At 33.1% G+C, this 13,103-nt stretch carries 14 protein-coding genes; 10 read left to right on the forward strand and 4 right to left on the reverse strand.

Annotated elements, in window-relative coordinates:
- The first annotated feature begins 14 nt into the window (after positions 1-14).
- The 8 genes from HYY69_00165 (at position 15) to HYY69_00200 (ending at position 8,132) form a co-directional block, all read left to right on the forward strand.
- Positions 15-158: a hypothetical protein gene (locus HYY69_00165; GenBank protein MBI3031869.1), complete on the forward strand. Its 144-nt coding sequence runs from the start codon at positions 15-17 to the stop codon at positions 156-158.
- Between the two features lie 40 nt (positions 159-198).
- The gene (locus HYY69_00170) at positions 199-1,179 is read left to right on the forward strand and encodes a hypothetical protein (GenBank protein MBI3031870.1); all 981 of its coding nucleotides are present in this window, start codon (positions 199-201) and stop codon (positions 1,177-1,179) included.
- Positions 1,180-1,233: 54 nt separating this feature from the next.
- Positions 1,234-1,608, forward strand: a complete 375-nt coding sequence (locus HYY69_00175; GenBank protein ID MBI3031871.1) for a hypothetical protein — start codon at positions 1,234-1,236, stop codon at positions 1,606-1,608.
- 28 nt (positions 1,609-1,636) lie between these two features.
- The gene (locus tag HYY69_00180; protein ID MBI3031872.1) at positions 1,637-2,434 is read left to right on the forward strand and encodes a hypothetical protein; all 798 of its coding nucleotides are present in this window, start codon (positions 1,637-1,639) and stop codon (positions 2,432-2,434) included.
- Complete coding sequence (locus HYY69_00185) at positions 2,427-2,840, forward strand: hypothetical protein (protein ID MBI3031873.1); 414 nt, start codon at positions 2,427-2,429, stop codon at positions 2,838-2,840. Before HYY69_00180 ends, HYY69_00185 begins: the two co-directional genes overlap by 8 nt.
- On the forward strand, positions 2,837-5,329 hold the full coding sequence (locus tag HYY69_00190) for a hypothetical protein (GenBank protein ID MBI3031874.1): 2,493 nt from the start codon (positions 2,837-2,839) through the stop codon (positions 5,327-5,329). Before HYY69_00185 ends, HYY69_00190 begins: the two co-directional genes overlap by 4 nt.
- Complete coding sequence (locus HYY69_00195; protein MBI3031875.1) at positions 5,326-7,518, forward strand: LamG domain-containing protein; 2,193 nt, start codon at positions 5,326-5,328, stop codon at positions 7,516-7,518. Before HYY69_00190 ends, HYY69_00195 begins: the two co-directional genes overlap by 4 nt.
- A 62-nt stretch (positions 7,519-7,580) precedes the next feature.
- Positions 7,581-8,132 (forward strand): CBS domain-containing protein, encoded by a 552-nt coding sequence (locus HYY69_00200; protein MBI3031876.1) that lies wholly within the window; start codon positions 7,581-7,583, stop codon positions 8,130-8,132.
- Positions 8,133-8,578: 446 nt separating this feature from the next.
- Here the strand turns inward: HYY69_00200 and HYY69_00205 are convergent, their stop codons facing one another.
- Positions 8,579-8,800 (reverse strand): RNA-binding S4 domain-containing protein, encoded by a 222-nt coding sequence (locus HYY69_00205; protein ID MBI3031877.1) that lies wholly within the window; start codon positions 8,798-8,800, stop codon positions 8,579-8,581.
- 39 nt (positions 8,801-8,839) lie between these two features.
- Complete coding sequence (locus HYY69_00210) at positions 8,840-9,043, reverse strand: hypothetical protein (GenBank protein ID MBI3031878.1); 204 nt, start codon at positions 9,041-9,043, stop codon at positions 8,840-8,842.
- 4 nt (positions 9,044-9,047) lie between these two features.
- Here HYY69_00210 and HYY69_00215 point away from each other — a divergent pair, with 4 nt between their 5' ends.
- Both HYY69_00215 and HYY69_00220 read left to right on the forward strand, forming a co-directional pair.
- Positions 9,048-9,503 (forward strand): hypothetical protein, encoded by a 456-nt coding sequence (locus HYY69_00215; GenBank protein ID MBI3031879.1) that lies wholly within the window; start codon positions 9,048-9,050, stop codon positions 9,501-9,503.
- A gap of 209 nt (positions 9,504-9,712) precedes the next feature.
- Positions 9,713-11,401, forward strand: a complete 1,689-nt coding sequence (locus HYY69_00220; GenBank protein ID MBI3031880.1) for a hypothetical protein — start codon at positions 9,713-9,715, stop codon at positions 11,399-11,401.
- Here HYY69_00220 and phnE read toward each other — a convergent pair.
- Together phnE and HYY69_00230 are read right to left on the reverse strand one after the other, a co-directional pair.
- Positions 11,398-12,201, reverse strand: a complete 804-nt coding sequence (gene phnE / locus HYY69_00225) for a phosphonate ABC transporter, permease protein PhnE (GenBank protein ID MBI3031881.1) — start codon at positions 12,199-12,201, stop codon at positions 11,398-11,400. The two genes, HYY69_00220 and phnE, sit on opposite strands and share 4 nt — an antisense overlap.
- On the reverse strand, positions 12,202-12,972 hold the full coding sequence (locus HYY69_00230; GenBank protein ID MBI3031882.1) for an ATP-binding cassette domain-containing protein: 771 nt from the start codon (positions 12,970-12,972) through the stop codon (positions 12,202-12,204).
- Positions 12,973-13,103 lie beyond the last annotated feature (131 nt).

The following is a 13,103-nucleotide window of genomic DNA, read 5'->3' on the forward strand; positions in this document are numbered from 1 at the left end:
TAACCTGTATTTTAATGATCTTATTAGTTTCACTTCCAATTAGTTTAGGTTATAACATTGATCAAAATACAAAGATTATAGATGAAGAACAATTTATTAAAGAATTAAATTTTAGAAATTTTGAATTAATTAGAAAAGATCTACCACAGGTGAAATAAAATGTTTAGAAATCTATTCAAAAAAAGTAACCCGAAAATAATGGAGGATAATAAAGAAAGAACTAACGAAAGAGTGTTGTTGGTAATTGATAATAAGGATTTAGATTTTATAAAAATTGATATTCCTAAATCATTTCTATCTTCAAAAGAAGGTTTGTTTAAGATAAGCATCTTAGGTCAGCTTACAGATTACAAAAAGAAAGGAATAAATCTTCGGCAGATAGAATACTCTCTTCTCACTTCTAAAGGAGTGATAGATATACCCGTTGTTTTAACGTTTGGTAGCAAAACATATTTCTTGTTTTTATACCAAAACAAAGATCAAGATTCAGCTAATGTTTATTATTCGATAAAGACGTTTTTAGAAAAACATGAGATGACTGAATTTGAAGGTAGAAAGATAATATGTGCAGCTTTAAGTCAAGGAAGATTACCAACAAGGAAGAAAACCATTAAAGTAGGTCGTGAGATATGTGCTAGTGACCTTAGCAAATTAGAAAAATTACCTATCGGTAAAGAATTTGCAATGTGGTGGACTACAAAGAAAAATCAAAAATTTGTTGGTTCGAAAACTCAAAAAGCAATTAGAGAAACTTATAGGGCTCTTGATGGGATTGAGACATATATCTTCTCCATGTTTTGCAAGCAATTAGGAATGTGCGATAAAAAAACTGCTCGGTTAAGATTACCTAACGAAAGCCTTACTATCCCTTTGCGAGGTCCAAACAATGAGGAATTTTTATTAAATGTATCTCAAGAAAAGGGATTTAGATTTCAATTTAATACCGAAAAAATATCAGAAGAATACCGAGATCTGTTTTGGTTATCATTTAGTGAATACGCAAAAGGTTGGAAACAAGGAGCATTGGATCAAAAATTTCCATTGGATGATTATAAAGATCTCCCAAGACCTTTAAAGTGGTATAGTTTATTAGAGGAAAGCTTTAAACATGAAGATAAAGATAATGGAACTCTGAAAATTGGTCTTGTTATTTTAAACACGAAAAATAATAAAGATTAGGTTGTTAAAATACTATGGTTCAAATTTCAACTAAAATATATGGGTGAAGAATAAATGAAAAAAATATACTTACTAACTTTAGTAGCGGTATTATTATTTCTTGCTAGTTGTTCTTCTGATAAAGCAGATACTTGTGTGAATGAAGATAAAGATGTTGAACGAGATTGTTATATTGCATTAGCTTTAAGTGATTTAAATTCTAATATTTGCGAAAAAATGCCTGAAGAAACAAATGAAATGCAAGGAAATAAGGCTATGTGTTTTACTGTGCTTGCACTTGCAACTCATGACCAGAATTTTTGCAGACTTGAGGAAGATGATTATTATAGTAGATATTGTAAGCAAACATACGATCGTTTGTTTTCAAGTTCAGAAGGAGATAAATTATTGGAGAAATATTATGCAATGATAGAACTTACCAAAAGATAATTGATAAATACATGGAGCGTTGGAAAAAATGAAACAAAAACAATTAAACAAACCAAAACTTGAAGACAAATATCTTAGGGGATTAGGGTATTTTTCAATGGTTTATTGGGGTATAGGTATGTTAATCACCTTAGTGCTTATTCCAGTTTCAATAATTGCTAAACTTGATTTCACTAGTCAACTAATGACTATTGGTGCTTTTTTATTATTCACTATAGGTGGTATTTCCAGTTTTTACCTCTTTCAAAATAAAAAATGGGCAATATTTTCTTTAATAGTTGTCACTTTTGTTAATCTGATACTTAAAGTAAATGACTTCCACTCTGCTGAAAATACTTTTGAGGAACGTGTTTATGGTATCGGTGCAAAGCTTGCAGGGTTTTATTTTTTATTATTGCTTGTAGGATTGTGGAGGTTTAGTAATCCCGAGCTAATAAAAAGAAATGAACAAAAAAAACAGGGTTTGTGGATAAAAATAACTTGCGGAGGAATATTTTTATTGCTTATGTCTTTGTTAATAAGCAGTTATTTATATGAATCTGAAGGTGGCCATAATAAATTTGCTATGGTAATGTCGTTGTTAATTCTTCCTGTGATGGTTGCGTATTATCTCCTGTTCAAAAATGAATCAAAAAATGAATATTCGTTTAAATTATTTGCATACATCGGTATTTTAGGAGTTGCTAATATAGTTGTATCTCTTATGTCTGGGGATGAACCTGAAGGGATTGTTTTTATAAGTATTCCTTTGATATTGATATATAGTGGAATCATCTATGGAATTAAACAACTAATAATTAGATTGAAAGGTGAATCACATGAATAAATCAATATTTGAAAAGCGTGAACCTACGCCAGAAGAAAGTGATAAATATATTAAATTATTATGCTATTTTTCGTTTTTTATTTTTGGAATCAGTTTAGTTTTTAGTATTTTAGCTCTCACTATTGAGGATATAAGATCAGAAATTACTGGTCTTTTTAGTGTTGTTGAACTGATAATAGAGATAATAATAGCGATCATTGGTATTGTTTGCAGTTACTACCTATTAAAACAAAATAAGAGATGGGCGCTTATTACACTCATTGTTATAGCAGCACTTTCAACAATTGGAGCATTGACTATCTCAATAACTATGGGCGGGCAAATGCAGATACCTATTACAAAAATGGTATATCTTACCTTAACACTAATGGGTTTAAAATATATCAAAATTAGGAGATCTAAATGAAAATTGATAAATTACTCTTAGGACTATGTATAACATTTTTCTTACTTATACCTATCTCATTTGCAGTTAATGTTGCCCAGGAAACAACATCAGTTTCCAGAATTGTGGGAAATGCTCCAGAAGATTTAATCAATCAATTGGACGGCGAGGAATTAAATCTGAATAGAGCAGATTATTATCTGCAGCAGGAAGGAGTTGTAAACAGCAATACTGACAATGTTGTTAAATCATTAATCACTGAATCAGTTATAGATCCCACATGGAAATTTGATGAAATAGCTACATCATTATTCAAAGCAAATGAGTTATTTGTGCTTGAAGCAAAAGGAGAGTTAGATGGGAATGAACTTAAAGCAACAGCTGGTGGTGCACTTTTCGGCACCGAACTTACACCAGCTGAAGCTGCATTATGGAAACAAGATTTTGCAAAAACAACGCCGGTATTTGTCTTTGACAGTGATTTTGCCGGCTTAAGCATTCCAAACAAAGATTCTTTTGTAACACCCTTGGCAAGATACAGCACCATTATTGCTCCTACATTCGTACATTCACGCGAATTTGTCAAAGCATTTCTCTGTAATTTAGGCGATAGCAAAACCTTAGGCAATTCATTCAGAGAAGCACGCAATAAATATTATGAAAATGTTATGATTACAGATAATGAATTGCCAGGATTAACATTAATGTCTTATCATCTTTATGGAAATCCTTTGATTACAACAGTAAGTTCAGGATATGATAAGACAAAGCTTGAAAAATATTGTAAAGACTATTTAGGAGAAAAAGAACCTCCTTTAGGAACACAGGATTTTGAAGCAGAAGAAGCTAATACTATTCAAAACAGTATAACACTACCACTTACATTACAAACTCAGGATAATTTTGATATTATTGAAATTCCAGATGGAGTTCAAACTGAGAATAATTATGAACTAGTGCTGCCGTATCTTGTCTATCACCATGAACTTCCGAAAAATACTATCCTTACGAATATTACCTATACCTTTTCCAATCCTGAAACAGTAACCTTGAATATTCCAGAATATCAACAGGGGTTGTTAGTGAACAGATCATGTTATGAAGAAACATTTTCTGAAACTGCAGCTTTTGAGCAGACGTATCAAAAAGATAAACAGCAGATAAATGTGTTTATTCAACCTGTGGAAATGAAAAGCTGCAGTGATGGAATGTTTAGTATCTATAAATCTGTTTCATACACTATTAATTATCTTTCTGAACATGAAATGTATATACAAAAAATAGAATATCCTTCAACAATAAAACCAAATACTCAATTTACCATCACACCTCAGTTTGTATATACTGGTACTGAACCAATCATTGGTGAAATTGAGTTATACCAAGAAAATCAATTGATATACCAAGAGGAAATTTCTCAGAATATTCCTCAAACCACAATTCCTGTAACATCACCAATGGATGAGGGAATTACACACTATATCTTGAAAGTTATTGATACTAATAACACTACACTGGCAGAATCATTATTTGAAATTGAAACAAGATTATTGGATTATACTGTTTCTGTACCTGAAAAAATAACAGACACAGCTACTATAACCATTAATGTCATGCATTATGGAGCAACAGAATTGCCTGCAAAAGTAAAAGGAACACTTATGAAAGCAGGAATTCCTGAACAAAGCAGTGTTGCAGAAGTTACACTTCAACCAGGATTAAATCAATTATTATTTCCTTATACTAATCTAAAACAATCAGACATTTCTTATAATCTTCAGTTTGATATTGGCTATAATAACAAGCGTGAGGTAATCAGTGAAATTCTGCTTGCTAATCATAAACCAGTGATTGAAGAAATAAATGATATAACAGTCAAAGTAGGTCAATCAATAAATATTGCACCATCAGTTACTGATGGAGACAATGATCCAATTACATTAACCATTGCTGATCCCATTGGTAATGATGGTTTTTGGCAAACAACAGCTAACGATGTAGGCAATTATTCTGTTGTAATTACTGCATCAGATGGCTATGAGCAAACAACAATGCTTGTTAAAATAACAGTTCTTCAACCTAATAACGCTCCTCAACTTGAAGATGCAGAAAATATTATCGTAACAGCAGGAGAAATTATTGATCTCATAGTATTTGCAACTGATGCAGATAATGATCAGTTAAATTACAGTATTGATTCAGATAAATTCACTAAAATTGATTATAATTGGTTTAGTTGGAATACAAGTAAAGATGATATTGGAACATATGCTGTTGAGTATAGTGTTACTGATGGTTTGGCAACAGTAGTCAAAGAAGTCACTATTACTATAAATGATACACCCTGTTCAACTGACTGTGACCTGAATTTATTAACTACGTTTAGCAATAACAAGCCAACAGCACAATTAAGTGTTAAACCAGGCAGCGAGCAGACAGTTTATATTAAACTCCCTAAAAACGCCAAAGTAGTCTCAGCAAAAGCAACTGCAACAGGTGGTGGACCATGAAAAAATTCATAGTATTTATTACAATAATTGCATTGTTATTTGTTTTAGTTCTTACACCAGAAGTTGCAGCACTTTGTAATCAAGACTTAGATTGTGGTTTAGTTACCATTACTGAATCTTGTAAGGATGGTGATCTGTATAATTATATCACAACACCAATGTGTCTTGAAGGTGGAACAGAAAACTCTGTATGCGGTGCAATGGTTGCTGAAAATTTAGTTCAAGATTGTACATTAGGATGCGTGGATGGAAAATGTATAATCACAACATTAAATCCAGTGCTAAAAATAATTAATGAAATAATCTGGTCATATGGAGGATATTTCACTGGTCCGCAGCTTATTCCTGATTTTGCTGACCAAATTAATAATGCATTACTTGATTGCACTACTGAAGAATGCTTAATTCCTATAACACTCACGGCAGACTCTGAAGAAAGTATTACGTTGTCAGATTTGGAAGTATATTATACCCTTCAAGAATTAGTTCCAAAGCAAGAACTCTATCTTCAAGGAATTCCTGACGAAACAGACGACGCAGTTTTAACCCTTAAAAATATTCCTCTAGATAAAAAAACGATTATAGATTGGCGTGTTAATGATAACTCAATTGCACTTTTCAACGTACCATTTGAAGCTAATGCAGGATCAGAAACTTCGACAAAAGATTACTCTTCAAATAATATCAAAGCAACAGTAAAAGGTGCTACTTTTGTTGCAAATGGTGGTTATGATGGCTATGGAGCTTATAGTTTCAAGCCAAATACTGCTATTGAAACAAATGTACCTTATGCACAGCCTGAAAAAGGCATTACTATTAGTTCATGGTATACAACAGATGATACAGGAGCTCCACGTATGGTTGCTGTAGGTGGTAATAATGGTGGAAGATTTGAATCTTTTGTTGTACTTGGTAAACCAGGATGCAGGGTTTATGATACTGGTGAAAAATCCATTATTGCAGATCAGCAATTTATTGGTGGATGGCATCATCTTGTTTGTGTTCAAACCTACAACCCTAATAAAACGTATTTGTATGTTGATGGTACCCTAAGAAAGACAACTAATGCAGCTTCGGTCTCAGCAGGTGGCTATTGGAAAATAGGAACACCAGGTGGCACACGATCGAGAGGATTTAATGGAGCAATAGACGAAGTTTCACTCTTCAACAGAGCTTTATCAAGCGAGCAGATTATGGAATTGTATAGCAGTAAAGGTTCAACACTTGCGGCTCAAGAAACAAACCTTGGCGAAACATGGCATGTTGCAGCAGTCTTTAATGACGGATTGCAGAACACTCAAACCATTGCAACAAACAGCATTGTTATCAAAGAAGATAAGAATAAAGTAACGCCTGATTTGATCTCAGTTGATGGAACTAATTCAGTCAATAGTGATCTACAGATAATTGATGTTATGCCTGCACCAGTTAAAAACATTATTGACTGGCGACTGAATAGCAATTCAATCGCATTATTAAACATGCTCTTTGAAAGCAATTACGATGCTGATATCACTGCAAAGGATTATTCCAGCTTTAGTCATAATAGCGCAGTAAATGGCGCTGTTTTTGATGCAACCGGAGGATTTGATGGATATGGTGCGTATGTTTTTAATGGCAAAAGCTCAATCACAACACCCCTCGCTTATACTTCATCAAAAAATATGAGTGTTGGTGGTTGGTATAAAACAAACGATCTTCAAACATCTAAAATGGTAATTATAGGTGGGAATAATGGCGGCAGGTTTGAAGTGTATGTGCATGAAGGACATCCTGGTTGTCGAGTTTGGGATACGGGTGAAAAATCAATCTTTACTGACGAAGTTTACGACAATCAATGGCATCATGTTGTTTGTGTTCAAACGAATAATCCTGCTAAAACTTTCTTGTATGTTGATGGTATCTTAAAGAAGACCATAGACGCAGCATCAGTTTCAGCAGGAGGTTATTGGAAAATAGGAGCTAGTGGTTCACGCTTATCAAATTATTTTAAGGGGACTATAGATGAGATATTCCTCTACAATCGAGCATTATCTCAGGAGGAAATTAATAAGCTGTTCAAAGGAAACACAACCCTGTTGACACATCAAGAGATACATCAAGGAGAAACATGGAGTGTTGCAGTAACAGCTAACAATGGGGTAGCTGATCTTGAACCAATATTTACAAATACTTTAACTATTAGTTGATATTCATATACGAATATTTTATAACCAAAAATATTATAAACAAAGCATATCTTCTTAAAGATATGCTGTATAATCTTCAACAAATAAAGCTTTTAAGGAAGAAATATAACGTAACACAAACACAGCTTGCAAAACTAGCGGGAGTAAGTCAATCATTAATCACTAAAGTTGAAGCTGGTTTGTTAGATCCAACCTATACAAAAGCTCAGAAAATATTTCAAGCGCTTTCTCATCTAAGCGAAAAAAAAGAGATCAAGGCAGAAGAAATTATGAATACTTCACTTATCTGCTGCTCACCTTCAACAGCGATTAAAGAAGTGATCAAAAAGATGAAAAAGCATAGCATTAGCCAGATGCCAGTATTGGAAGATAAACAGCCAGTTGGTTTGATTTCAGAATCAATTATATTGGACGCCATTATTAATAATAAATCTTCAGAACTCTTAGTAAAAGACTTGATGATTGATGCGCCGCCTATTATTGCAAAAGATTCTTCGATAAATATCATTAGCAATCTTCTTAAATTCTATCCTTTGGTGATTGTTGCAGAAAAAGGAAAATTCTTAGGCATTATTACTAAAGCTGATATGCTTGGTGTTTATAATCATTTTTAACATGTTAAAAATGATTAATTTAGAGTTTTCTTTTTTTCATACGCATAAACGTATAACCATCTCTATATTCAAGCTGTTTATAGATTAAAGTATTCTTATCAAACCGCAGCATTTCATAGATTATACTATGAAGTAAGAATATAATACTGATACTAAACCACCCCACACTAAGATTATTCTTAGAATTAAATCTATATAAACCTTTCCATTATTTTGGAGGAAAAATATATACTAGCGTATTGATTAGGTGAGTTTGGGGAGAATTATAGAGAACTTTGCAAAATACTCGCAAAGCTCGGGTTACTGCCAGTTCGCATTGAGATCTTTGTTAAACAAAGCAATTTTCTCTCTGGAACTACGAAAATTGCTCGATAAGTCTTTCGAAAATGCTCACGAAATTGGCAGTAACCATAATTTTGCAAAGTTCTCTATAGCAAAGTTATTTGCTATAACTCATCCATATTTACCTTAAAAGTTTTATTCTGATAAGAAACAACATCATGGTGCCGTAATTTTAATTTATTTCTTGTTTCAGTAACACCATTAACTTTTACTTGTTCATTTCTAATAATAATCTTAGCTTGCCCGCCAGTGAGAGCTAATCCTTTTAATTTGAGAAAATTACAAAGTTCAATATAAGGTTTACCTTCGTGATCTATCTGCGGCATAGTCTGATTAATGATGAGTACTATATATTATTATGGATTTTAGGTACGTAATAAGTCTGGGGTTTTAGTGCCTATTTCGTGAAGCTCTTCTAATATTATTGCGGGGATTTTTTGGAGTGCCAGAGAGAAAAATCCAATCAAACTAGACTTCAAAAGCTGAACCGGCACTAAAACCATAGAAGACTTATTACGTTCTATTTTAGGTGAAATAAATAACAATATAAACAATTCGTTATTTTTCATTCTTATGAAAGATAAAGAAAAAAAGCTCTATAATTATTCAGGGATCATTGCTCTTATTGCGATTACTATGTCCTTATTATTAGGAAAGTTTATTGATCAGTTTTTACCCGTGTTTCCCAACAGATTTTCTTTCCTCTTTGTGCCTATTATTGTATCATGGCTAGTGCTAGTGATAATAACCTTTTTCTCTTCACCAGCTGAAAAAACAGCTCATGGATTGCAGGCAACAGGAATATATACTATGGTTCGAAATCCATTGTATACAATAACCTTGTTGTTATTATACCCAGGATTATGTTTTTTATTCAAGACCTATGCAGGTTTTTTGTTAATAATTCCTTTATTTTCTGTATTTATGTATCTAAGCCATATTGAAGACGAACATTTAACAGTCTTATTGGGAGATTATTATAATGAATACAAAAGAAAAGCAGGATTGTTTTTCCCAAAGTTAAAGTGAATATTTATTTTTTATCTTATCAGAACCACCAAAATACTCTATCCATACAGAACTATCTAATATTTTTCGAACTTTTTCGGAACATTTATATATAACTTTGTACATAAATACAAACTAATATACTTTAAGGTATATTAGTTTGTATTTAATCAAAGATAATATAATACCCACGCATCAGATAACCACACAAAATAAACAGGGGAGAGTACATGAAAATATCATTTATAGAAGCACCTAATCAATGGTATGATCGGGAAACTATCAAAATGAGGAATTATGGTGTTGAAAGAATTCTTTCCCATCTTTTACAGAATAATGCGGTACAACAAAAGGATGTTGAAAACTATGATTTTTCTTTTTTTACTGCGCAGACTAATGAAGCATTAGTTGCTTATTGTAAAGAGAAAGTGGAAATTATTTGTGATGCTGATCTCTTTGGATTTAGTGTTATGGAATCAAATTATATTCCTTCTTTGTATGTGGCAGCATTGCTCAAACAAAAGTATCCTACGTGTAAAATTATCTTTGGAGGAGCTGCTGTTACAGAACTCGGACATGAAATTATGCAGCTGCTGTGGCAGACTGATTACAAAAATGAAATTACTAAAATAGGGTTTGTAGATTTTCTTATGTTAGGAATGGCTGAAGAGGGTTTTTTGAAGCTGATCCATAATTTTTATAAAGATGATTTAAGCAGTGTTCCAAATCTTGTTTGGATACAAAAAAATAAATTAGTCGTAAATACTATTAGATACCCTCCTGAAGGATGGAAAAGCATACCCGCTTATAATTCAGTCTGGAATGCAGAAGGAAGTTACAAAGATGACCATTTCATTGTTTTAGCTTCGCTTGGTTGTTTTGCAAAATGTGATTTTTGTACGATGATCACCAAAGAACCAAGCTATATTGAACGTGATATTGAGGAAGTAGTTAAAGAAGTGCAGCAAGCTGTTGAAATAGCTATTACAAGAAATGTTGAAAGCATATTTATTCAGCCGATTCATCAGAACTATGCACATCGTGTTGGACAGTTGTTAAGTGTTCTTGAACATGTTACTATCAGCTATGAAGGGAATGACACAAGAATTCCTCTTCTCTCTAAAATACATGGAATTGGAATTACAAGCAGAGCTGATACACTTCTTGTTCCCCGAAATAAAGAAATAATCGAAGCTACGCTGCAGCGCTATCCAGAAATTCATTTTCAAGTATTTGTTGGCTTGGAAAATTTTTCTGAAGAAATGCTGAAAGAAATTGGAAAAGAAGTTTCTCAAAAGACAAACATCGAAGCTGCGCAGTATCTCGTATATCTTCAGAAGAAATATCCTAATTTTGAATATCTCCTTAGTTTCATTGGTTTAACTCATAATACTAGGTTGCATCATCTCAAAGAAAATGTACAGCTTCTTAATCAGATATTTGTCGAACAGCAGAGTGTTTACCCAATTCATTATTTTTTTAATCAGCCATTGAGGTTAGGGGTAAAAATGGCGAAGAAATTTAATATCCCAAGAAAAAGAGGATATTATTTGAAAAATAATTACGGGCAGTTGCGCGAGCAGGGGAATTTTGCCTATCCTAAAGATGAAACAACAATTGCACTTCTCGAGCATTATTATGGAATACTGCCTGAATTGCCTGATTTTATTATGAGAAAACACCTAGGGGAAGCGCTGCAAGAACGCGGTATAGATTTTTTCGAGATAATGAGCAACAAAATTGGCCAGTCAAAAACCATATTAGAGCATTTCTTTTATTGGGCAGAGCTTAAAATTATGCAGTGTCTTTTGAATGGCATATCATATAACGATGTGCTGTATATTTGCAATAAAACCTATAATGAAGGTCTTGCTCTACTCCAGCAAAAGCTTGAAGAAGAAAGTGTTAATATGTATTAAGTACAAACTTTGCTTTCAACTAAATAATGATCTCTTATTTTAACGCTAATATAATCCATAATTAATACCACTACTAATATTTCTAATAACAGAACAATTACTTTATCATATTGCAATACATTAAGATATCCCATGATATAGAATCCAATTCCTCCTGCTCCAACAATGCCCAGAATAGTGGACGCTCTCACATTATATTCAAACATAAACAATAACTGGCTTAACAAGTTGTTGGCTGCTTCAGGAATCACAACAAACCGAATGATCTGCAATTTCGTTGCTCCTATTGAAGCAATTGCTTCTAAAGGTTCAGTATTAATCCCTTCTATTGCTTCATATTGAAGTTTTGCAAGATATCCCATAGTATAAATCATCGTTGCTAATACTCCTGCTAATGGTCCTAGACCAACCATGATAACAAAGAGCAACGCCCATAATAATGAAGGCAATGATCGGACAGCTGCGAGAAAAGTCCTTACCAGTACCGTAGTTTTTGTTCCGAATAAATTACGTGAACCTAACACTGCAAAAGGAAGAGCTAATACCATCCCAAGGATTGTTCCCAGAAAAGCAATTTCTATGGTTTCAAGCAATGCAAAAGCGCCTGTCTCGAGAAGACTCCAGTCAGGAGGCATACTTGGGGAGAAAAAATCGCCTAATTTTCCTAAACCAGTTGCAACCAGCATAGGATTTAATTGAAGGTGAACAGCGCTGATGATAAATAACAATCCGATGAGTGAATATATCTCCCACCTTTTTATTCCCCATAGTTTTTTCAATGTTGAAATTTCTTTGCTCATTTAAGCATCTCCGCTAAATAGTTTATAGATTATGTTATCATTAAGGTTGTTGACGGTTGTATTCAACTTGATCTCGCCATTTTTAATCAAAGCAATTTTATCCCCAAATTTTTTTACCGTGACAATGTCATGCTCTACCATAATCAAGGTGATCTTAAATTCTTCTTTTAATTTTCTCAACTTCTCCATAATGTCCTGCGCTATTTTAAAATCTAAATCGGAGAGGATTTCATCGGCTAAAAGTATTTTTGGTTTCTGCATTAAAGCTCTCGCAATTGCAACGCGTCTTTTCTCTCCTCCGCTTAAGCAATGCACTTTAGCATCTGCTTTTGTTGTTAATCCAACAGTTGCAAGCAAATAGTTTGCAAATTCCTGTTCTTTCTTTGGAAATATTTTGAAGAAAGAATGCAAGGCATTTATTCTTGGAAGGCATCCCATCAGCACATTTTCTCTAGCAGTCATCATTTTAACTAATCCAAGATTTTGAGGTATATATCCTAAATTAGTTCGTAAATCTGCGAGAGAATTATAGGCTTCCCTTTTTTTTCCTAAGATAATAACACTGCCTTTTTGCGGTTTGACAAGACCATTTAACACTTTAATCAGGGTTGTTTTCCCTGCTCCGTTTTGGCCTATAATAAACTGGATAATACCTTCAGGAATTGCAAGAGTAAGATTTTTTAACGTATAATCCTCACTATAAGAAGCCCAAACAGCTTGTAATTCAACAGCAAATTCAACAGCATGTACACTTTTAATTTTTTTGAGCATTGTTCTTAAAGGTATAAAAGTACTCGTTTATATAGTATGTGGAAAGCTTAGAGCGCTCCTCTAAGCTTTCCACATACGTCATAACAAACTATTTAAAGATCGAAAAAGAAAATCTCATTAAAAGAGCTGAT

It is taken from the genome of Candidatus Woesearchaeota archaeon, assembly GCA_016192995.1.
GTDB lineage: Archaea > Nanobdellota > Nanobdellia > Woesearchaeales > DSVV01 > JACPTB01.